Annotated in this window: 18 protein-coding genes and 1 tRNA gene; 10 read left to right on the top strand and 9 right to left on the bottom strand. The window is 65.2% G+C overall.

The window, feature by feature from the left end; all coding sequences use genetic code 11:
• Positions 1-21: 21 nt before the first annotated feature.
• Positions 22-615: a biotin transporter BioY gene (locus D8676_RS12225; protein WP_121581178.1), complete on the bottom strand. Its 594-nt coding sequence runs from the start codon at positions 613-615 to the stop codon at positions 22-24.
• A gap of 98 nt (positions 616-713) precedes the next feature.
• Between D8676_RS12225 and D8676_RS12220 the strand changes: the two genes are divergently transcribed.
• The gene (locus D8676_RS12220; protein ID WP_121581177.1) at positions 714-1,613 is read left to right on the top strand and encodes an MBL fold metallo-hydrolase; all 900 of its coding nucleotides are present in this window, start codon (positions 714-716) and stop codon (positions 1,611-1,613) included.
• Here D8676_RS12220 and D8676_RS12215 read toward each other — a convergent pair.
• On the bottom strand, positions 1,584-2,708 hold the full coding sequence (locus D8676_RS12215) for a DUF1499 domain-containing protein (RefSeq protein ID WP_245426762.1): 1,125 nt from the start codon (positions 2,706-2,708) through the stop codon (positions 1,584-1,586). The genes D8676_RS12220 and D8676_RS12215 overlap by 30 nt on opposite strands.
• On the opposite strand from D8676_RS12215, the gene D8676_RS12210 reads away from it, so the two are divergent.
• Positions 2,707-3,090: a hypothetical protein gene (locus D8676_RS12210; RefSeq protein WP_245426761.1), complete on the top strand. Its 384-nt coding sequence runs from the start codon at positions 2,707-2,709 to the stop codon at positions 3,088-3,090. The genes D8676_RS12215 and D8676_RS12210 overlap by 2 nt on opposite strands.
• A 77-nt stretch (positions 3,091-3,167) precedes the next feature.
• Positions 3,168-3,581, top strand: a complete 414-nt coding sequence (locus tag D8676_RS12205) for a DUF427 domain-containing protein (protein ID WP_121581175.1) — start codon at positions 3,168-3,170, stop codon at positions 3,579-3,581.
• Positions 3,582-3,590: 9 nt separating this feature from the next.
• On the opposite strand, the gene ppdK is transcribed toward D8676_RS12205, so the two are convergent.
• Positions 3,591-6,257 carry a pyruvate, phosphate dikinase gene (gene ppdK / locus D8676_RS12200; protein ID WP_121581174.1) on the bottom strand — a complete coding sequence of 889 codons (2,667 nt, stop codon included), beginning with the start codon at positions 6,255-6,257 and terminating at the stop codon, positions 3,591-3,593.
• Positions 6,258-6,462: 205 nt separating this feature from the next.
• Between ppdK and D8676_RS12195 the strand changes: the two genes are divergently transcribed.
• Together D8676_RS12195 and D8676_RS12190 are read left to right on the top strand one after the other, a co-directional pair.
• A complete protein-coding gene (locus D8676_RS12195) occupies positions 6,463-6,807 on the top strand; it encodes a VOC family protein (RefSeq protein WP_121581173.1) in 345 nt (114 codons plus the stop codon).
• An 89-nt stretch (positions 6,808-6,896) separates the two neighbouring features.
• A tRNA-Gln gene (locus D8676_RS12190) sits at positions 6,897-6,971 on the top strand.
• A 529-nt stretch (positions 6,972-7,500) separates the two neighbouring features.
• Here D8676_RS12190 and D8676_RS12185 read toward each other — a convergent pair.
• Positions 7,501-8,736 carry a TadE/TadG family type IV pilus assembly protein gene (locus D8676_RS12185; protein ID WP_121581172.1) on the bottom strand — a complete coding sequence of 412 codons (1,236 nt, stop codon included), beginning with the start codon at positions 8,734-8,736 and terminating at the stop codon, positions 7,501-7,503.
• Positions 8,737-8,979: 243 nt separating this feature from the next.
• Here D8676_RS12185 and D8676_RS12180 point away from each other — a divergent pair, with 243 nt between their 5' ends.
• Positions 8,980-9,240 carry a glycine zipper domain-containing protein gene (locus tag D8676_RS12180; RefSeq protein ID WP_121581171.1) on the top strand — a complete coding sequence of 87 codons (261 nt, stop codon included), beginning with the start codon at positions 8,980-8,982 and terminating at the stop codon, positions 9,238-9,240.
• 31 nt (positions 9,241-9,271) lie between these two features.
• On the opposite strand, the gene smc is transcribed toward D8676_RS12180, so the two are convergent.
• From smc to D8676_RS12165, 3 genes are all read right to left on the bottom strand, one after another.
• On the bottom strand, positions 9,272-12,730 hold the full coding sequence (gene smc / locus D8676_RS12175) for a chromosome segregation protein SMC (RefSeq protein ID WP_121581170.1): 3,459 nt from the start codon (positions 12,728-12,730) through the stop codon (positions 9,272-9,274).
• 54 nt (positions 12,731-12,784) lie between these two features.
• Positions 12,785-13,534 carry a DsbA family protein gene (locus D8676_RS12170; protein ID WP_121581169.1) on the bottom strand — a complete coding sequence of 250 codons (750 nt, stop codon included), beginning with the start codon at positions 13,532-13,534 and terminating at the stop codon, positions 12,785-12,787.
• Positions 13,535-13,744: 210 nt separating this feature from the next.
• Positions 13,745-14,251, bottom strand: coding sequence for a DUF721 domain-containing protein (locus D8676_RS12165; protein ID WP_121581168.1), 507 nt, complete (start codon positions 14,249-14,251; stop codon positions 13,745-13,747).
• 105 nt (positions 14,252-14,356) lie between these two features.
• Between D8676_RS12165 and mutY the strand changes: the two genes are divergently transcribed.
• A complete protein-coding gene (gene mutY, locus D8676_RS12160) occupies positions 14,357-15,466 on the top strand; it encodes an A/G-specific adenine glycosylase (protein WP_121581167.1) in 1,110 nt (369 codons plus the stop codon).
• Between the two features lie 10 nt (positions 15,467-15,476).
• Complete coding sequence (locus tag D8676_RS12155; protein ID WP_121581166.1) at positions 15,477-16,088, top strand: HAD family phosphatase; 612 nt, start codon at positions 15,477-15,479, stop codon at positions 16,086-16,088.
• An 18-nt stretch (positions 16,089-16,106) separates the two neighbouring features.
• Here the strand turns inward: D8676_RS12155 and D8676_RS12150 are convergent, their stop codons facing one another.
• Positions 16,107-17,240: a site-specific DNA-methyltransferase gene (locus tag D8676_RS12150; protein WP_121581165.1), complete on the bottom strand. Its 1,134-nt coding sequence runs from the start codon at positions 17,238-17,240 to the stop codon at positions 16,107-16,109.
• Positions 17,241-17,410: 170 nt separating this feature from the next.
• Here D8676_RS12150 and D8676_RS12145 point away from each other — a divergent pair, with 170 nt between their 5' ends.
• Positions 17,411-18,097 (top strand): HAD-IA family hydrolase, encoded by a 687-nt coding sequence (locus D8676_RS12145; RefSeq protein ID WP_121581164.1) that lies wholly within the window; start codon positions 17,411-17,413, stop codon positions 18,095-18,097.
• Between the two features lie 5 nt (positions 18,098-18,102).
• On the opposite strand, the gene D8676_RS12140 is transcribed toward D8676_RS12145, so the two are convergent.
• Positions 18,103-18,690: a hypothetical protein gene (locus tag D8676_RS12140; protein WP_121581163.1), complete on the bottom strand. Its 588-nt coding sequence runs from the start codon at positions 18,688-18,690 to the stop codon at positions 18,103-18,105.
• 124 nt (positions 18,691-18,814) lie between these two features.
• On the opposite strand from D8676_RS12140, the gene thrC reads away from it, so the two are divergent.
• A complete protein-coding gene (gene thrC, locus D8676_RS12135) occupies positions 18,815-20,206 on the top strand; it encodes a threonine synthase (protein WP_121581162.1) in 1,392 nt (463 codons plus the stop codon).
• Positions 20,207-20,217: the final 11 nt, after the last annotated feature.

Raw genomic sequence — 20,217 nt, 5'->3', positions numbered from 1 at the left:
GACGCCCGGTCGAAGGCAGGATCAGCCACGCTTCGGCAGCAGCGACCAAACGGCAGGCACGATCGCCGCAGCAAGTGCGACCTTGATCAGGTCCGGGACGATGAACGGGACGACGCCGAAGGCCCAGGCTTTCTCAGCCCCGATCAGCACTGCGAGCCAGGCGAAACCCATGGTCAGCATCACGGCGTTTGCCGCAAGCATGACGCCGAACAGTTTTACCGGGTTGCGATCAAAACCGCGATCGGCAGCCCAGCCGACAATCGCGGCCATCACGACGAAACCGGCTAGATAGCCGCCGGTGGTGCCGAGCATGTAGGCAATGCCGATGCCCTTCTCCGGCGTGCTCTGGAACACCGGGAATCCCATCGCGCCCTCGGCCATATAGAGGAGGAGGGTCGCGACGCCGAGCCTGAAGCCGAAGCCGGCAGCGATCAGCAGGACCACCAAGGTCTGCAGCGACATGTCGACCGGACCGAGTACGACCTTCGTCTTTGCCGAGATCGTCAGGAGCAAAGTCCCGAGGACGGCAAGGAAAATCTGCCCACCCAGGCGCGCGACACCTTTTTGGGGCAGAGCAAGATCGATGAGCGGACGAGCGGTGACTGCAATGGCCATGGTTCTTCCCATTTTTTGAAAATGGCTGACGCTCAGCCGGTCGATTCCGGTATATTTGCTTCCATGATACGCGGCAAATGGTTTCAGCAGGATCGCCGATGCGCCTGAATTTCGATCTCGGCTTCGAACCCTCCTATGGCGAGTTGGTGCCTGTCTTTCCGCGTGTCGCCCGTGTGACCGCGAAAAACCCCGGTCCCTTCACCTTCCATGGCACGAACAGCTATCTCGTCGGAGAGCGCGAACTGGCCGTCATCGATCCGGGGCCGGAAGACGACGACCATTTCGACGCGCTGGTCGCCGCCATTGACGGTCGGCCGGTCACGCATATCCTCGTCAGCCACACGCATCGCGATCATTCGCCGCTTGCTGCGCGGCTCAGTCGAGCGACGGGCGCACCGGTTTATGCCGAAGGGCCGCACCGTTCGGCCAAAACCCCGCCGACCGGCAGGCCGTTCGATAGCGGTGCCGATATGGACTTCAAGCCGGATGTTGGCTTGGCGGAAGGCGATCTGATCGCTGGCGAGGGCTGGACGCTTAGAACCGTCCTTACACCGGGCCACACTGCCAATCACGCCGCCTTCGCTCTCGACGGCACAGGGCTCCTCTTCTCGGCCGACCATGTCATGGCGTGGTCGACCACGATCGTCGCACCGCCCGACGGCTCGATGGCGGACTATATGGCATCGCTCGACAGGCTGATCGAGCGCAGTGACACGCTCATGCTTCCGGGCCATGGCGGTCCGGTCAAGAATCCGCAGGATTACCTGCGCGGCCTGAAGGAACACAGGCTGGCGCGCGAGCGGGCGATCCTTGACCGTCTCCGACAAGGCGACCGGTCGATCGAAGATCTGGTCAAGGCAATATACCGCGACACCGACCCCAGGATGCATGCTGCCGCTGGACTTTCCGTGCTCGCGCATCTGGAGAGCCTGGTGGACAGGAAGCTGGTCGAGACCGACGGCGACCTCTCAATCGGGGGGATCTTCAGACCGGTCTAGAGGTTCCGACGGTTCCTCCGGAGGCGGCTGCGCCACCGGCGGTTGAGGTTCCTCCGGCTTTGGCGGCTCGGCGGGTTCAACCGGCGTGACGACGGTGAGATAGGCGACCTCGACGTCGAGGTCAGCGAGGAAGAATGCGATACGAGCGGCGTTGTCGCCGAAATCGTGCGGACCGTATCGGGATGCCGAGCGCATGTCGACATAGGTCGACGTGCCTTCGTCGATCAGGCGTATGGCAACGTCGGCTGGAAGCCCCAGCAGGGGAGAACGCGCCTGCGCCTCGATGGTGATTTCGGTTGCGTCAGGCGGAAAGTCGGCGGAGCCGATGATCGGCCAGCGGCGATCGTCCAGTACTTCCTGCACCACTTCCGCGACTTGCGCTATCGGCGCCTCGTAGCGTCGACCGGTCGCCGTCGGATAGTTGTCATGCTGCAATTTGCGCCGCTCCGGCGTGAACGGCTCGATGCGGTTCATCCCATCCGTGCGCTGCGCGGCTGCGGCTGCGAGTTCCGGCGGATCGTCCGTATCGGTTGAAACGTCGTTGAGCAGTGGCAGCGTGACGCCGCGATAGGCGGTGATCCCGAAGGGGGTCAACACAAGCAGCGCGACCAGGATCGCGAAAAGCAGGCTTCCGCCGCCCTTGCCGCCATAATGCCAGAACAGGAAAAGCGCCCGCACCGCGAATAGCAGCGCCAATATCGCAAAAGCCGCGACTGTTCCCAGAACCGGAAAGAAGTCGGGCGTGCTCAGAAATCCGATGCGATGCCCTAATCCAGCAGTTAGGAACAGCACGGCGGAAAAGACCGCTATCCGCCGCGACCACACGGTGGCGTTCGAAACGCGCCGTTCCAGAAATTCGTCCATCCCGTGGTCGTCGTCCCGTTGCCGCCCGCGGCGAGTACTTAAGGCCTTTTCCGTCCGGGTTGAAGTGCAAACGCGGCGACAGCGCTTCCCCATCGTCTGAACGACGCTATCCACAGGCCTGCGGCGGCCGTTACTCGACGGCAGTGGTCTTTGCCACAATGCGGCCACCGTCGCCGTGGATTCTAGCGCTGTGGCGGGTTGTGTATTGCGAACATCCAAGGGATTGCGCATGGACGCCCAGAAATCCGCGGACCAAGGCCCGGAACCGGTCCCCGAATCCCCGACGCTGCTTGCTCCGTCCGACACCAAGCTCCTGGCGGCCCCGGTGCTGCCCCAGGTCTCCGACGATGATTTCGAAGAGGTTGTGCGAGGCGCGTTGGAAGCGGTTGGCGGCACGTTGCTCTTCAAGATGAAGGTCGGTGCCGACGACGATGTGCATCACGCCGCCGCTGCGGTTGTCGGCCTCGGGGCAAGCCGTCAATTCCTGCTGCTGACGCTTCCGGCGCAGGGCGGCCAGCTCAAGGTCGAGACGACTTCGCGCAGCAACAGCCCGCTGGCGAAAATCGCCGAATCCTATGCCGGGCTGATGGACGTGCTGAAGGCAGCCGCCTGAACCCGCGATTGCGACCTGACGCTTGACGGAACGTGATGTTGATCGCCACGTTATGATCGATCACAGGGAGCATGACGATGAACATCGCGGCCAATCCTTCGCCCGGATTCCAGCGGAACCCATCTCACCGGATAAGCGTGGAGCCCTTCGACGGGGCGGTCACGGTGGTTTTCTCGGATGCGATACTGGCCTCGTCCGACAGGGCACTGGTCATGCGCGAGGCGGACCGTCCGCCGGTCTTCTACATTCCATTCGTGGACGTCTATTTCGAGTTCCTGAAACGCAGCGGTACCTCCACTCATTGTCCCTACAAAGGCGACGCTTCCTACTGGAATGCGACAGCGGTGGGCGAGGCGGTCAACGATGTGATGTGGGCCTATGAGGGCCCCTATGACGAGATGGTCGAGATCAAGGACCACGGCGCGTTCTATCCCGACAAGGTCAGGATAGAAGCAAATCCGAAATCCGGAGAGGCCGGGGCCGATCTCTAGGCCTGCCCGTCAGCCGGCCTTCACCACAGCAGCCTGGGCGGCCGCCAGCCGAGCGATCGGCACGCGGTATGGCGAGCACGATACATAGTCCAGCCCGACCTGCTGGCAGAAGCGGATCGAGGCGGGGTCGCCGCCATGCTCGCCGCATATTCCGAGCTTGATGTCCGGCCGCGTTGCCCTGCCCTTCTCGGCAGCCATCTTCACCAGTTCACCGACGCCGTCGATGTCGAGGGTGACGAAAGGATCCTGCTCGACGATGCCCTTTTGGCGATAGGTCTCCAAGAAGGACGCCGCATCGTCGCGCGAGATGCCGAAGGCCGTCTGGGTGAGGTCGTTCGTCCCGAAGGAAAAGAACTCGGCCGATTCCGCAATGACATGCGCCCTGATGGCGGCGCGCGGCAGCTCGATCATCGTGCCGGTGAGATAATCGATGCTCGTCCCCGTCTCCTCCATCACGCTCTTCGCTACTGCATCGATGCGGGCCTTGACGAAATCCAGTTCCTTCTTCAGCCCGACCAGCGGCACCATGATCTCGGGTACCACCGGCCTGCCGGTCCGCTTGCCGGCTTCGACGGCCGCTTCGAAGATGGCACGCGCCTGCATCTCGGCGATCTCGGGATAGGAGACGGCCAGCCGGCAGCCGCGGTGGCCCAGCATCGGATTGAACTCGTGCAGCGCGTCGGTGCGCTGGCGCAGCTTCTCGGCGCCGACATTCATGACCGCCGCCACCTCCTCGATCTCCTGGTCCGATTTCGGCAGGAACTCATGCAGCGGCGGATCGAGTAGCCGGATGGTGACCGGCAGACCTGCCATGATCTCGAAAAGCTCCAGGAAATCCGAGCGCTGCATCGGCAGCAGCTTGGCAAGCGCAGCGCGCCGGCCTTCCTCCATGTCGGAGAGGATCATTTCGCGCATGGCGACGATGCGGTCGCCGTCGAAGAACATGTGCTCGGTGCGGCAGAGGCCAATGCCTTCAGCGCCGAAGGAGCGCGCCATGCGCGCATCGGCGGGCGTCTCCGCGTTGGTTCGCACCTTCATGCGCCGGATCGCATCCGCCCATTCCATGATCGCGGCAAAATCGCCGGACAGTTCCGGCTGCAGCATCGGCACTGCACCCTTGAGCACCTGCCCGTTGCCGCCGTCGATGGTGATGATGTCGCCCTTGCGGAAGGTCACTCCCATCGTCGTCAGCGTGCCGTTCCGATAGTCGACGCGCAGCGAGCCCGCGCCCGACACGCAAGGCTTGCCCATGCCGCGCGCCACGACGGCCGCGTGGCTGGTCATGCCGCCCCGCGTGGTCAGGATGCCTTCGGCCGCATGCATGCCATGGATGTCTTCCGGGCTCGTCTCGATGCGGACGAGGATAACCTTCCTGCCGAGCGCCTTCATGTCTTCCGCCTCATGCGAGGAGAAGACGATTTCGCCGGTCGCGGCGCCCGGCGAAGCCGGCAGGCCGACGGCGATCACATCGCGCGCGGCCTTGGGGTCGATGGTCGGATGCAGGAGCTGGTCGAGCGAGGCCGGGTCGATGCGCGAAATCGCCTCCTCCCGGGTGATCAAGCTTTCGCCGGCCATGTCGACGGCGATCTTCAGCGCCGCTTTCGCGGTGCGCTTGCCGGAGCGCGTCTGCAACATCCAGAGCTTGCCGCGCTCGATGGTGAATTCGAGATCCTGCATATCGCGATAATGCTTCTCGAGCCGGTCCGAGATCGCGACGAAGGAGGCGAAGGCCTCCGGCATCACCTTTTCGAGCGACGGCTTGTCGGAGCCGGCCTGGATGCGAGCCCTCTCCGTGATGTTCTGCGGCGTGCGGATGCCGGCGACCACGTCTTCGCCCTGCGCGTTGACCAGGAACTCGCCGTAGAGCGCCTTCTCGCCGGTCGAAGGATTGCGCGTGAAGGCGACGCCGGTGGCCGACGTGTCACCCATGTTGCCGAACACCATCGCCTGCACGTTGACGGCGGTGCCCCAGCTTTCGGGAATGTCGTGCAGCCGGCGGTAGGTGACAGCGCGCGGGTTCATCCAGCTCGAAAAGACGGCGCCGATCGAACCCCAGAGCTGTTCCTGCGGGTCCTGCGGGAAGGGCCGCCCCAGTTCTTCCTCGACCTTCGCCTTGTAGAGCGCGATCACCGCCTGCCAGTCGGCTGCCGATAATTCCGTGTCGAGTTCATGGCCGCGATTTGCCTTCTCGTCCTCGAGGATTTCCTCGAAGACCTCATGATCCAGCCCGAGGACCACGTTGGAGTACATCTGGATGAAGCGGCGATAGCTGTCATAGGCGAAACGCGGGTCGCCGGCGTCTGCCGCCAGCGCCTCGACGGTGACGTCGTTGAGGCCGAGATTGAGCACCGTGTCCATCATGCCCGGCATCGACGCGCGCGCCCCGGAACGGACGGACACGAGGAGCAGGTTCTGGGGATCGCCGAGCCGCCGGCCCGTCAGGGCGGCGATGTGGTCCAGCGCGGCCGAGACCTGTTCCTTCAACGCCGACGGATATTCACGGTCGTTGGTATAGTGCCAATTGCAGAATTCGGTGGTGATCGTGAAGCCGGGCGGGACAGGCAGGCCGAGACGGCACATCTCCGCGAGATTGGCGCCCTTGCCGCCCAGCAGGTTGCGGTCTCCGGCATGGCCTTCGGCCGCCCCGTCGCCAAAGGTATAGACCCACTTTGTCATGCTCGCTCCTCTACAGCGCCTCAGCCGGCAAACGGTCGTCGGGGAGCGATAGAATGCTGCACTGCAAAAAGCAATTATCGTCAGGAACTACAATCGATTAGGTCCTGCAAGCTCCGGCATCAAAAGTTTCCGACAACCGGAAGGCTTGCGTGATCGTCCATTCCAGAATAGAACATAAAGTGAACATATAGTGTGGAGAGTACGCATGAGACAGACAGGCAAACTCGACTATCTCGAACTGCCGGCGACGGGCGGAACGCTCGACAGCGTCAAGGCTTTCTACAGCGCCGCCTTCGGCTGGACCTTCACGGATTACGGGCCTACCTATTCCGCCTTCGAGGAAGGTCTCGACGGCGGCTTCGATGCCGATGCCGCCGAAGGCTCGCAGAAGCCGCTGCCGGTTCTCTATTCCGAGGACCTCGAAGCGACGCTGGCCGAAGTCGAGGCAGCCGGCGGGAAAGTGGTCAGGCCGATCTTCTCTTTTCCGGGCGGCAGGCGATTCCATTTCCTCGATCCCGCCGGCAACGAGCTCGCCGTCTGGAGCGAGTGAAACCGGCGCTGGAGAAACGAAGCTGCGTCCGTTCGGCGCGATTGTGCTTTTCAGGGACGCTGTTATAAGGCCGCCCAGCTTGCGAAGTTTGGGGCGTAGCCAAGCGGTAAGGCAGCGGTTTTTGGTACCGCCATTCCCTGGTTCGAATCCAGGCGCCCCAGCCAAGCGTCGCAGCATACGCTTCCTCCCCACGCCTGCGCGCTCGATCCTTCGAGTCACCTCCCCCTGATTGCGATACGGATACACTTCATCATCGCCACGCCCTGCTTTCGCAGTCTGGCCTTTTCAAAGAACGCTGCTCGCCACGGGAGCAGAAGTCGGGAAGCGGGGCACGGGGCCTGGCCTCTCAATGTTATACGTGGCCGGTTTCCCGTACCCCGCCGGCATGCTTGCCCTACCTGGAGGGGACGCAGAATCGTTTCACCGCGCGACCTCGGTCAGGGCCCGGTCCTCGGGGCTCATCACCCAGCCGCGCCACCTCCGCGCGACCGAACCGGTACCGCCGCCCTCCCCTGATCCCTGGTCCGGACCAGGGCTCCCGCGAGGGCGATGCGAGGAGTATCGCTCAGGCGGGAGCGACGTGGATAAACAGCCGCAGAATTTACTCGATATCGAGTAAATTCAATTGGTTATGAGGAAAACCCATCCACGCGACCGGAACCTTGTCCGGCACGCCGGGCTCGTTTGCCTGGCCTAGCGCACGATCGACATATAGCGGCCTGCAAACATCTCTCTTCCGCCGAGCTGGGCGGTGCAATCCGAGGTGAAATCCGAGTTGCCGGTCATCTCGATGGTGTTGCCGACGATTCTCAGACATTTGGAGTCGGTCGTCGACATCGAGTTTCCTGCGTAGAAAATGTGCGCGCCCGGAGCGTAGATGAAGCCCTCGACGTATGAATCCGACGTGCCGTTTATCGAGATCGTCTTGGTGTTGCTCTTTTCCTGGTAGATGACGATTCCGGCGTAGTCGCCTGACGTCGGCGGCTTGAGCTGAACCCGCTGGTTGCCGTTGACGGTGAACTCGGCACCCTCCATCAGGAAGATGGTGACGCCGTCGCCCTTGATGGAGCCGTTGCCGCCCAGGTCGACACTGCCGCCGCGCAGAATATAGGTGCCGGGCTCCAGGATAATGGTGCCCGACAGTTTCTTGCCGCAATAGGTGCCCGGCGACAACGTCTTTTCCTTGCCGCCCGGGACGTTCTGGCACCCCGTGTAGGACGGCGGCTTGACACGCGCCAAGGGATCGAACGACGGGTACTGGTTCTCCATCGGGGTGCTGCAGTCCAGAGTGACGTTCGAACTGGACTTGATGCCGTATGTGCCGCCGACCGAACTGGTGCAGGCTGCCGTCAGCAACGCGGAACCGCCACGCGAAATGGAACTGTCGGCTCTCGAGTTCGAGGCGATGACACAGCCCGTGAGGCTGACATCAGTGGACCCCTGGAACTTCACCGCTGCCGAAGCGGCCGGGTCGAGGGCGAGCACGCATGCGGGCGGGCCGCGCTTGATCTTGACGACGCTGCGCCTGTTCAGGGGCCAGGCAAGCCCGCCGAGCACGCCGTGGTGGGTCAGCGCGGAGTGGACGATGATGAAATCCTCTTCACCCTCCGACGTCGCGAGCGCACTGAGATCGCCGGTCAGCTCGTCCTCGAACTCGAACGGCAGATCGTCGCCGCCGAGGATACCGGCCATGTTGTTCTCGTAGTAGCCCTGCCCCAGCTCGGTCAGTTCCTCGTCCGACATGCCGAGATGGTAGGCGCCGGCGATTGCCAGAGCCGACGCATCGAGCGAGTTCTGCAGCTGATCGGCCTTGTTCAGCGCGTTGGTCAGGTCGACCGCACCCGCAACCGCCGCCAGCAGCGGCACCATCGCGATCGCGGTGATCATGCCGTAGTTGCCCGCTTCCGAGCGCCAGAAACGCTTGAACATCGCGGCATCTGCCCCAAAGCCACACCGAGACAGGATCGCAGACAAACGTTTCGGCGGTATTCCCGGAAACGTTAAAATTTGACCGGCCGCCCGGGGCCGACGCGAGATTTGCGCCGCCTTTCCATTCCCTATGCCGCAGTCCCGACGGCGATCAGAAGGCCTGGCCGTGCCCCTTTCGGAACATTTGCCCGACCGTCGTGTTGTCACGTGGGCTTGCAAGCATCGAAATAGCTGGAGGACAGGATGAAAAAACTGATCATTGCCGCGGCCGCAATCCTGGCGATCGCCGGCTGCAGCCGGACCGAACAAGGCGCAGTCGTCGGAGGAGCAACCGGGGCGATCGTCGGCGGCGCGGCCACGGGCGACGCCGGAGGCGCGCTGGTCGGAGGCGCCGTGGGCGCCGCGGCGGGCGCCCTCATCGGACGCGCCACCGAACCCGGCCGCTGCTATTATCGCGGACGCGACGGACGCCGCTACGTGGCGGAGTGCCCACGGGGGTACTGAGTCGGATCAAGCGATGGCGGGCTGACGGCGGTCAGCTCGCTTCGCGCATGCGCTCCGCGGTTTCCAGATTGACCGAAACGAGCTGGCTCACGCCCTGCTCCGCCATAGTGACGCCGAACAGCCTGTTCATGCGGGCCATGGTGATCGGGTTGTGGGTGATGACCACGAACCGTGTCTCGGTCGAGGCCGCCATCTCGTCCATGAGATTGCAGAAGCGCTCGACATTGTGGTCGTCGAGCGGCGCGTCGACCTCGTCGAGCACGCAGATCGGCGCCGGGTTGGTGAGGAACACGGCGAAGATCAGCGCCATGGCCGTCAGCGCCTGCTCGCCGCCGGACAGCAGCGTCATGGTCTGCGGCTTCTTGCCGGGCGGACGGGCGAGGATTTCGAGGCCCGCTTCGAGCGGGTCTTCCGACTCGATCAGCTGAAGCTCGGCGGTGCCGCCGCCGAAGAGATGCGTGAACAGCCGCTGGAACTGGGTGTTCACCACCTCGAAGGCGGCGAGCAGCCGCTCGCGACCCTCACGGTTCAGGCTCTGGATCGCCTGGCGCAGCTTGCGGATCGCCTCGATGACGTCCTCGCGCTCCGAAACGATCGTCTCGTGGCGTTCCGTCAATTCCCGCTGCTCTTCCTCGGCGCGCAGGTTGACTGCGCCGAGGCGCTCGCGCTCGACCTTCAGCCGGTCGAGCCGCTTTTCAACCTCGGTCATGTCGGGCAGCGGCGCGTCGGCGTCCAGCTCGGCCTGGCGAATCGCCAGATGCGGCAGCGTGTTCAGCACTTCCTGGATGCGCGCCTCGGCTTCCTTGCGGCGCTCGTCGGCGGCGTTCAGCCTCTCCTCGGCGCGGGCGCGGCCCTCGCGGGCTTCCGACAGATCGGTGATCGCCGATGTCGCGGCCTTGTCGAGAACGGCCTGTCTCGTCTCGGCTTCCTGCAAACGATCGGCCGCGGCCTTGCGCAGCGTTTCCGATTCGGAGAGCTGGGTGAGCAGCGCGCGGCGCTTCGCAGCGATCTCGTCGGGGGTGTCGTCCAGCGCCTCGAGTTCGGACGCAGTCTCGGCGCGACGCTCGGCGAGAGATGCGATGTGCGTCTCGGCATTGGCGGCCCGCTGCACCCAGGTGCCGCGTTCCGACGCGATGGCTGCGAGCCGCCGTGTGCGTGCTTCGGCTTCGCGCTTCAGCCCCTCGTGGAGGGCGCGCGCGTCGGCGAGCACGCCGCGGTCGCGGGTGACTGTCGCGGCCAGCGCCTCAAGCCGCTCACCGAGATCGCCGAGATCGGGCGCGCCGGCAAGCTGCGCCTCCGCTTCGGCGACGGCGCCCGCAGCTTCGGCCAGATCGTCGGCGATGCGGGAGCGCGATTCGACCAGCGCATCGCGCCGGCTCGCCAGTTCGCCGGCCGCCTTTTCGGCGCGCGCCAGCGCGTCACGAGCCTCGCCGAGCGCCCTCTGCGCGTCTCGCCAGGCCTGGCGGGCGGCGGCTTCGGCGGCGACCCGGTCGCGCACCGCAGCTTCCGCCGCGGCGAGCGCTGCCTCGGCTGCCCGCACCTTGTCGGTCGCGGCGGCCATCTCCAGATCGAGTTCGGCAAGACGGTTCTTCTGCGCCAAGCGCTGTGCGGCAGCCGTCGGCGCATCGGCGCTGGCGGTGAAACCGTCCCAGCGCCAGAGGGCTCCATCCTGGCTGACCAGGCGCTGGCCGGTTTTCAGCGCACCCTGCAGGCGACGGCCATCGGCGGCGTCGACGATGCCGATCTGCGCCAGGCGGCGCGCGAGCTGGCGCGGACCGCGCACGACGCTTGCAAGGCTGCGCACGCCTTCGGGCAATGCCGGGTCCGTTCCACCGGCGTCGATGTCGGCCCAGTGGGCCGGCGCGCCCGGATCGAGCGCGGCGTCGAGATCCTCGCCGAGAGCGGCGCCGAGCGCCGTCTCGTAACCGCGGTCGACCTTGATCTGCTCCAGCACGGCCGGGAAAAGATCGCCCGTCACGGCGCTCAGGATCTTCGCCAGCGTGCGCGCCTCGGCCTCGATGCGGGCGAACTCGGCGCGCACCTCCTGCAGGGGCGGGCGGGCGGCGCTTTCCTGGGCGCGGGCCTCGGCGACAGCCGTTTCGGACGCGGCGGCGGCCTCTTCGGCCGCTTCGACGGCGGCCTCGGCCTCCTCGGCAAGCATTTTCTTCTCGGCCGGGTCGGCGAGAGCGGCGATGCGCTCGGCGATCTCGGCCGCCTCGCGGTCGAGATTGGCGAGCTGGCGCTCCAGCCGGTCGCGGCGCTCGGCCGTATCGCGCAGCGAGCGCTCGATCTGGTTGCGCGCAGCGGCGGCCTCGGCGCGCTCGGCGGTGAGCCTGGCGAGCGCCGCTTCGCTGAGGGTCAGGGCGGACGATGCGGCTTCGAAGGCGGCGCGGGTGGAAGTTTCACGCTCGACGGAGGAATCGTTCTCCTCGCTGAGCGTCGCCTCTTCCGCTTCGAGACGCTGCAGCACGTCCGCATTGTCGCGGACCATCTGCTCCTCGCGCGCCACGTCGGCGTCGAACTGTTCGAGGCGACGGGCGAGTTCGGCGCGGCGGCGCTCGACGCGCGCGGCCTCCTCCTCGATCTGCGACTTGGCGATCGACAGGCGCTGATAGGCGGCGGCGGCAGCCGCCTCGGCCTCGCGCAGCTCCGGCAGCTTGTGGGCAGAGATTGCCTGCTCCTTCGCCGCTTCCATCTGGGCGCTGGCGCGCTCGCCGACCACCGAGGTGGCAGCGGAAAGGGCAGACTGCGCCTCGGCCTCCTGCGCCTTGGCGATGGTCCAGCGGACGTGCAGCAGCGTCGCCTCGGCCTTGCGGATGTCGGCGGAGAGGTTCTTGAAGCGGGAGGCTTGGCGGGCCTGGCGCTTCAGGTTCTCAATCTGGCTTTCGAGCTCGCCGACCACGTCGTCGAGGCGCTCAAGGTTCTGCTCGGCGGCGCGCAGGCGAAGCTCGGCCTCGTGGCGGCGCGTGTGCAGGCCGGAGATGCCCGCGGCCTCCTCTAGCAGCGCGCGGCGGGCCTGGGGTTTTGCCTGGATCAGCTCGCCGATGCGGCCCTGCCCCACCATCGACGGCGAGCGGGCGCCGGTCGACTGGTCGGCGAAGAGGAGCTGCACGTCCTTGGCGCGCGCCTCCTTGCCGTTGATGCGGTAGACGGAGCCCGCCTCGCGCTCGATGCGGCGCGACACCTGCAATTCGTCGGCATCGTTGAAGGCGGCCGGCGCGGTGCGGTCGGCATTGTCGAGGAAAAGCGTGACTTCAGCGGTGTTGCGGGCCGGCCGCGTGCCGGAGCCCGAGAAGATGACGTCGTCCATGCCGGACGCGCGCATGTTCTTGTACGAGCTTTCGCCCATCACCCAGCGCAGCGCCTCGACGAGGTTCGACTTGCCGCAGCCGTTGGGGCCGACGATGCCCGTCAGCCCGCGCTCGATGACGAACTCGCCGGGTTCGACGAAGGATTTGAAGCCGAGAAGGCGCAGCCGCGAGAATTTCATGCGCGCCTACCCACAGGCGCGCGGAAACCCGCCCGCCCGCCAGGCGGGCAAGCGTCAGAGCATGCCGTCGATGATCGCCGACATTTCCGCAATCGTAAGGGCCCCTTTGTAGGTGTTCCCGTTGATGAAGAAGGTCGGGGTGGAGTCGACCTTGAACTCCTCCGCTCCCCGCTTCTGCACTGCTCTCACATCGTCCAGAAGCTTCTGGTCCGTCAAGCAGGCCTCGAAGGTCTCCTGTGAAAAACCGGCAAGCTTGGAGATCTGCAGCAGGGCGTCCTTGGCGTTTTCCACAGCCGCCCAGTTCTGCTGCTGCTTGAACAGCACGTCGATCATCGGGAAATAATTGTCTTTCGAGCAGCGCGCCAGCATGAAGCCGGCCTCGGCGCGCGGATCGAACGGGAATTCGCGGAAGATCAGCCGCGCCTTGCCGGTGTCGATGTACTTCGTCTTGAGTTCAGGCAGCGTCGTGGCGTGGAAATGTGCGCAGTGCGGGCAGGTCATCGACGCGTATTCGACGATGGTGACAGGCGCATCGTCCTTGCCGAGCACCATCTCGGGCAGCGCGCCGGGCTCGAGCAGCTTGGCCATGTCGACGCTGCCCTGGGATTGCGGCGCAGCGGCGGCCGGGGTCGCCGCCGGAGCTTCCGCAGCGGCAGGCTGAGCCTCGGCGGCCGGCGCCTCAGGGGCAGGCGCGGGCGTCTCGGCTTGCGCCGTCTCGCCTGAATCGCTGCAGGCGGCAGTGAGCGCCGCCGCCGACACGGCGAGCAGCGAAAGAACGGTTCTGCGGGGCAGAGAACGGGACATGCGAATCACCTGACAATGGATGGATATTGCAATGCCTCAGCACCACAAAGCGAGAGTTTGCGCGAATTAGGGCATGCCGGTCCCCAATCCAATCGTCAAAATTGTGGCCGCGATCACATTTCGTTCACCGATTCAGGCATGAGGGGCGGCGAAACCGGCTTCTCACGTGCGGCAATTCCGGCCGGAAACCTCTTCTGAAGAGACCGCAACTCAGCTTTTCGGCTTGCGCATGCCGACGATGGTGGCGCCCAGGCGCTCCAGCGAGGCCCTGAGGCCGTCGTCCTCGATCTTGCCGACGGTCGTGGAGAGGCGGGTCTTTTCGTCCTGCGAGAGCGCGCGAGGGGTCGGCTTCGGCCCGCTGGACGGCGGCGATACCGGCTTCTGCACGATCCTGACGCGGCCGATCGCCGAAAAGCCGAGGAAAGCGTTGACGCGGCCGATGATCTCACCGGTTTCGTGCTGGAGATGGAGCGCGGCAGCCCCCTCGCAAGCCACCACGAGGACGGCCGGCTCGAAAGGATCGTCGTCATGCAAACGGCGTGGCCACTGGATCTTTTCAGGACGCGAACTCTTCGCCAGCCGGGGACCGACGATCTCCTCCCATGACTGGACGAGCCCGATCGAGATGCCGGCGCGCCGGCGCAGCACGGGATCGAGGATTTCCGTCGCCAGGTCACTGACGGCGACGGCATTGCGGTTATGCCTTTTTCCTGCCATGCGCGTTCTGCACCCAGATTATCGTTTGTCGCAACTTCCAGGAAAATCGGTTCGGACTTTTCCTGGAATTGCTCGGTCAGCCAATCTTTGGCAGCTTCGGAAGCAATGGCACTCACCGGCAGAGCCCGCAAGGGAGAGTTCGAGCAGGACGGCTTGGCCGGCCGGCTTCTCGCCTGGTACGACGCGCACCATCGCGACCTGCCGTGGCGCGTCGCTCCGTCGGCGCTCGCCAAAGGGACGAGGCCCGACCCGTACCACGTCTGGCTGTCGGAGATCATGCTGCAGCAGACGACGGTCGAGGCAGTAAAACCCTATTTCCGCAAATTCCTCGAAAAGTGGCCTGAGGTCACGGACCTTGCCGCTGCGGAAACTGAGGACGTGATGAAGGCCTGGGCCGGCCTAGGCTATTATTCGCGGGCGCGCAATTTGAAGAAATGCGCCGATCTGGTCGCCTCAGCGAAAGGCGGCAAGTTTCCCGACAGCGAGGCGGGTCTGCGCGAGCTGCCCGGCGTCGGCGCCTATACGGCCGCTGCGATCGCCGCGATCGCGTTCGGGCGGCCGGCGGCCGTTATGGACGGCAATGTCGAACGGGTCATGTCGCGGCTATACGAGATCCGCACGCCGCTGCCGGATTCGAAGCCGGAGATACGCGTTTTTCTGGAGGCTATCGTGCCGGCGGAGCGGCCGGGCGACTTCGCCCAGGCGATGATGGACCTCGGCGCGACGGTCTGCACGCCGAAGCGGCCGCGCTGCATGCTGTGCCCGCTGCGCGAAAACTGCCGCGCCATCCTTTCCGGCGATCCCGAGCTGCTGCCGATGAAAGGCGCGAAGGCCGAAAAACCGCTGAGGCGGGGCGCGGCCTATGTGGCGATCCGGGACGACGGGGCGATCCTGTTGCGGACGCGGCCCGAAAAGGGCCTGCTCGGCGGCATGAGCGAAGTGCCGACCACCGGCTGGACGGCCCGCATCGACGGCGACACCGGCGCGGACAGCGCCCCCTTCCCGGCCGAGTGGCTACGCGCCGGCAGCATCAGCCATGTGTTCACGCATTTTTCGCTGGAGCTTGACGTCTACCGGGCAGAGGTCGGCGCCGTCCCGACGCCGGACGGCTGGTGGTGGTCGCCGGTCACGGCCGTGCATGACGAGGCGCTGCCGACAGTCATGAAAAAAGTCATCGAATCCGCCATTCCGGGCGCAACGAAACGCAGGCATTGAAGGGAAGAACATGACCGAAATCCGCCACATCGTGTTCGACATCGGCAAGGTGCTGGTGCACTACGATCCTGACCTGCCTTTCAGCCGGCTGATCCCCGACGCGGCGGAGCGGAAGTGGTTCTTCGAAAATGTCTGCACCTCGGCCTGGAACATCGAGCAGGACCGCGGACGCACCTGGGAAGAGGCGGAGGCGGAGATCATTCCGCTGTTTCCCGATCAAGAGGAGAACATCCGCAACTTCCGCCGCCACTGGCACGAGATGGTGCCGCACGCCTATGACGACAGCGTCGCGCTGATGGAAAGGCTGATCGAGTCCGGTCATGACGTGACGCTGCTGACCAACTGGGCGGCGGACACGTTCATCGAGGCACGCCAGCGCTTTCCGTTCCTGGAGAAGCCGCGCGGCGTAACGGTTTCTGGGGAGATCAAGACGATCAAGCCGGATCGCGCGATCTACGACCACCACGTCAAGGCATTCGGCATCGAGCCTTCGGCGGCGCTCTTCATCGACGACAGCCAGAAGAATGTCGACGGCGCAAAGGCGGCCGGCTGGCAGGCGGTGCTGTTTACCGGGGTAGAGCCGCTGGAAGCCGACCTCAGCCGACTGGGCATCAGGTGGTGAAGACGGGCCGGAGGCCGATCAGGCCCCTGCCCGCTCCATGCCGAGGCGTGCGATGCGGCGAAGCTCGTCGATCTGGGTGAGCCCGCCATTGCGTTCGTAGTGCCAGAAGGTCCAGCCGTTGCAGGCGTCGAGGCCCTGGACGGTTGCGCCGACCTTGTGGATCGAGCCGGCGACGTCGCCGACCGCAAGCGTCCCGTCGGCGCGTACCTTCGCCGCCCAGCGCTTCTTCGAATCGTAGAGCGTCGTGCCCGCCTTCATCACGCCGGCGTCGATCAGGCTGACGAAGGCGACGCGCGGCTCGGCGCGCTTGCCGGAGATGGTGGCGAGGTCTTCAAGCGCCATCGGCACCACCGAAGCGATGCGTTCGGCGGCTGCGTCGATATAGGTCTGCTCGCGGTCGATGCCGACGAAATTGCGACCGAGACGCTTGGCGACAGCGCCGGTCGTGCCTGAGCCGAAGAAGGGGTCGAGCACGACGTCGCCCGGCTTCGTCGACGATAGCATTATGCGTGCGAGCAGCGCCTCCGGCTTCTGCGTCGGGTGCAGCTTCTCGCCGTTCTCGTCCTTCAGCCGCTCCGCGCCCGTGCAGATCGGAAACAGCCAGTCGGAACGCATCTGCACGTCGTCGTTGGCGGCCTTCATCGCTTCGTAGTTGAAGGTGTAGCCCTTGGCCTTCGGATCGCGGGAGGCCCAGATCATCGTCTCGTGCGCATTCTGGAAACGGCGGCCGCGGAAATTCGGCATCGGGTTGGTCTTGCGCCAGACGATGTCGTTGAGGATCCAGAAGCCGAGATCCTGCATGATCGAGCCGACGCGGAAGATGTTGTGGTAGGAGCCGATCACCCAGATCGTGCCGTTGGGCTTCAGCACGCGGCGCGCCGCAAGCAGCCAGGCCCGCGTGAAGGCGTCATAGGCGGCGAAGCTCTCGAACTGATCCCAGTGGTCGTCGACCGCATCGACCTTGGACTGGTCGGGACGGTGCAGATCGCCGTCGAGCTGGAGGTTGTAGGGCGGATCGGCGAAAACGACATCGACCGACTTTTCGGGGAGCCGTTCAAGCGCGGCGACGCAGTCGCCCTTGAGGATCGTGTTCAGCCATTCGGGCTGGCTGGAAACGGGGACGGAGATGTCGAGAAGCGCCGCTGCGGACATGCTGGATACTCGAATACGCGTTACGATTCACTTTCCGTTATGGTTACCGTTCTCGGTAAAGATTTAATGAAGCGCCCGCGCAGAGACTCGGGCCGTAATTTGCGGTTCCGGCGGCCATGGTGTAAGGCGCGCCGCTTGAACCCGCCTCCCCCAACGGTGCCTCCCCGACCATGCCCCAGCCAGACCTCGTCATCTTCGATTTCGACGGCACGCTCGTCGACAGCGAGATCATCGCCGCCCGCGTCGAGGCGGAGCTGATCACCGCCGCCGGCTACGAGATCTCGGCCGAGGAGCTATCCGAGCTCTATGCGGGGCTGACGTTCAAGGACATCCTGCTCAGGATCGAGGAAGTTGCCTCCATCCCCTTCAAGGTCTCGCTGATCGACCAGGCGGAGGAACTGGTCGACCAGCGCCTGCGCAACGAGGTGCGGATCATCGAGGGCGCGCGCGAGGCCGTCGCCTCCGTCACGGCCAAGCGCTGCATCTGCTCCAACTCGCGCTCGGAACGGATCAGCTTCATGGCGGAGAAGACCGGGCTCGGCCCGTTCTTCAGCGGCCACATCTTCTCGTCGCTGGAGACGCCTTCGGGCAAGCCCAAGCCGGCGCCCGACGTCTTCGTGCACGCCGCCACCACGCTCGGCGCCAACCCGGCGAACACCTTCGCCATCGAGGATTCCGTGCATGGCATAGCCGGGGCGAAACTCGCAGGCATGCGCGTCATCGGCTTCACCGGCGCGGCCCACAGCTATCCTGGGCACGCCGACGTGCTGACCGAGGCGGGCGCCGAAACGGTGATCAGGCGCTGGGCTGACTTTCCCGGCGTGATCGCCGCGCTTTCCGAGTGGTCGGACGCCTGAGCGTCCTACTCCTCGTCCCGCTTCTTCTTCGGCGGACCGGCGTCAAAGCCGGCGAAGACCTGCAGCGTATTGTCGGCGGGGATCGGCACGCTGACGTTGGGATCGCTGACGATGAACTGCTGCACCTGGTTGCCGCTGACATTGACCTGGTGATTGATCTGCTTCGAGTAGATAACCTCGCCGCCCTGAAGAACGACGACCCGGATCGGCAACGTCACCGTCCCGGAGACGCCGGCAGGACCCGGCACGACGCGGCCGGCGGCCGCAACGTCCATGGTCAGCATGCCGGTGGCGCGGCTGCAGCTGCGCGTCACCTCGGAGATAGACGCCTGGAAGGAAAGCTTGGCGGGGTCTTCCTCGCCGCCCTTGGCGTAACGGTTGAAGTAGCCGGTGTCCTCCTTCAGCGTCACCTGCGGGCAATAGCCCAGCAGCTCGCTCGCCAGGACCTTGCCTTCCTGCGGCTTCTTCTCCTTGTCGCCGCCAAGCCCGAGCACCCCGCCACCGTCGCCCGACTGGCAGCCCGCGGCTGCAAGAACGAACCCGGCAAGCGCGAAACCGGTCAGAAAGCGACCGCTAGTGAACCGAAACGCCATAAACTCCACTTCCCTCTCGCAAAGCGGCTGCTCTATAGCAACCACCGGGCAAAAATGCGACTGACCTGAGTGCGAAATTAACGATCGGCCGGTATTCACCGGCAGGCAGAATGGACAAAAACGCATGAAATATGTGAGCACGCGCGGGGAAGCCCCGGTCCTCGGATTCTCGGACGCGGTCCTTGCCGGGCTAGCGCGGGACGGCGGGCTCTACGTCCCGCAGGACTGGCCCCGGTTCAGCGCCGCGGAAATCCGCGCGATGCGCGGGCTCACCTATCCCGAACTGGCCGTCCGGCTGCTGACGCCCTTCCTCGGCGGCGAAATCCCCGTCTTCGAGCGGCTGGCTCGCGAAGCCTACGCCACCTTCCGGCACGACGCGGTCTGCCCGATGGTACAGCTCGGACCGAACAGCTTCGTGCTGGAACTCTTCCATGGCCCGACGCTGGCCTTCAAGGACGTGGCGATGCAACTGCTGGCGCGGCTGATGGACCATGTGCTGGCCGAGCGGGGCCAGCGCGCGACGATCGCCGGCGCGACGTCGGGCGATACCGGCGGCGCCGCGATCGAGGCCTTCGCCGGGCGCGACCGCACCGACATCTTCATCCTTTTCCCGCACGGCAAGGTGTCGCCGGTGCAGCAGCGGCAGATGACGACCCCGACCGCCGAAAACGTGCACGCGCTCGCCGTCGAGGGCAATTTCGACGACTGCCAGGGCCTGGTGAAGGACATGTTCAACGACCACGGCTTCCGCGACCGCGTGGCGCTGTCGGGCGTGAACTCGATCAACTGGGCGCGCATCATGGCCCAGATCGTCTATTATTTCTCCTCCGCGCTCTCGCTGGGCAGTCCGGACCGGGCGGTTTCGTTCACTGTGCCGACCGGCAATTTCGGCGACATCTTCGCCGGCTACGCGGCGAAACGCATGGGCCTGCCGATCGATCGGCTGGTCATCGCCACCAACGACAACGACATACTGGCAAGGACGCTGGCGACAGGCGACTACCGGACCAAGGGCGTCGTGGAGACCACCTCGCCGTCGATGGACATACAGGTGTCGTCGAACTTCGAGCGCTTGCTGTTCGAAGCCGGTGAACGCGATGCGGGCGCGGTGCGCCGCTACATGGACGGGCTGAAGCAGTCGGGCGCCTTCTCGATCGAGGCGCAGGCGCTGGCGCGCATCCGCGCCGAATTCGACGCCGGCCGCACGACGGTCGACGAAGCCGCCGACACGATCCGCTCGACGTTGAAGGCCAACGGCTATCTGCTCGACCCGCATACCGCGACCGCAGTCCACGTCGCCCGGCAGGCCGCGTCGCGCGAAACGCCGATGATCGTGCTGTCGACGGCCCATCCGGCCAAGTTCCCCGATGCCGTGGAGGCCGCGTCCGGCATCCGGCCGGCCTTGCCCGAATGGCTTGCGGGAATGATGGACGCAGAGGAAAGATACACGGTACTTCCATCCGACCTAAAAATGGTGGAAGATTATATAAGCCGTCGCGCACGAGCGGCGCGTTAGGGAGTTTAGTC

This window comes from Mesorhizobium sp. YM1C-6-2 (genome assembly GCF_003666685.1).
Taxonomy (GTDB): domain Bacteria; phylum Pseudomonadota; class Alphaproteobacteria; order Rhizobiales; family Rhizobiaceae; genus Mesorhizobium_K.
Note: the sequence above shows the minus strand (reverse complement) of the source record. Positions and strands in the feature narration are given on the sequence as shown.

What these genes read in the sequence shown, in the direction of transcription:
- D8676_RS12225 (WP_121581178.1), bottom strand. Translation starts at nt 615, where the DNA reads ATGGCCATTGCAGTCACCGCTCGTCCGCTCATCGATCTTGCTCTGCCC.
- D8676_RS12220 (WP_121581177.1), top strand. Translation starts at nt 714, where the DNA reads ATGCGCCTGAATTTCGATCTCGGCTTCGAACCCTCCTATGGCGAGTTG.
- D8676_RS12210 (WP_245426761.1), top strand. Translation starts at nt 2,707, where the DNA reads ATGGACGCCCAGAAATCCGCGGACCAAGGCCCGGAACCGGTCCCCGAA.
- D8676_RS12215 (WP_245426762.1), bottom strand. Translation starts at nt 2,708, where the DNA reads ATGCGCAATCCCTTGGATGTTCGCAATACACAACCCGCCACAGCGCTA.
- D8676_RS12205 (WP_121581175.1), top strand. Translation starts at nt 3,168, where the DNA reads ATGAACATCGCGGCCAATCCTTCGCCCGGATTCCAGCGGAACCCATCT.
- ppdK (WP_121581174.1), bottom strand. Translation starts at nt 6,257, where the DNA reads ATGACAAAGTGGGTCTATACCTTTGGCGACGGGGCGGCCGAAGGCCAT.
- D8676_RS12195 (WP_121581173.1), top strand. Translation starts at nt 6,463, where the DNA reads ATGAGACAGACAGGCAAACTCGACTATCTCGAACTGCCGGCGACGGGC.
- D8676_RS12185 (WP_121581172.1), bottom strand. Translation starts at nt 8,736, where the DNA reads ATGTTCAAGCGTTTCTGGCGCTCGGAAGCGGGCAACTACGGCATGATC.
- D8676_RS12180 (WP_121581171.1), top strand. Translation starts at nt 8,980, where the DNA reads ATGAAAAAACTGATCATTGCCGCGGCCGCAATCCTGGCGATCGCCGGC.
- smc (WP_121581170.1), bottom strand. Translation starts at nt 12,730, where the DNA reads ATGAAATTCTCGCGGCTGCGCCTTCTCGGCTTCAAATCCTTCGTCGAA.
- D8676_RS12170 (WP_121581169.1), bottom strand. Translation starts at nt 13,534, where the DNA reads ATGTCCCGTTCTCTGCCCCGCAGAACCGTTCTTTCGCTGCTCGCCGTG.
- D8676_RS12165 (WP_121581168.1), bottom strand. Translation starts at nt 14,251, where the DNA reads ATGGCAGGAAAAAGGCATAACCGCAATGCCGTCGCCGTCAGTGACCTG.
- mutY (WP_121581167.1), top strand. Translation starts at nt 14,357, where the DNA reads ATGGCACTCACCGGCAGAGCCCGCAAGGGAGAGTTCGAGCAGGACGGC.
- D8676_RS12155 (WP_121581166.1), top strand. Translation starts at nt 15,477, where the DNA reads ATGACCGAAATCCGCCACATCGTGTTCGACATCGGCAAGGTGCTGGTG.
- D8676_RS12150 (WP_121581165.1), bottom strand. Translation starts at nt 17,240, where the DNA reads ATGTCCGCAGCGGCGCTTCTCGACATCTCCGTCCCCGTTTCCAGCCAG.
- D8676_RS12145 (WP_121581164.1), top strand. Translation starts at nt 17,411, where the DNA reads ATGCCCCAGCCAGACCTCGTCATCTTCGATTTCGACGGCACGCTCGTC.
- D8676_RS12140 (WP_121581163.1), bottom strand. Translation starts at nt 18,690, where the DNA reads ATGGCGTTTCGGTTCACTAGCGGTCGCTTTCTGACCGGTTTCGCGCTT.
- thrC (WP_121581162.1), top strand. Translation starts at nt 18,815, where the DNA reads ATGAAATATGTGAGCACGCGCGGGGAAGCCCCGGTCCTCGGATTCTCG.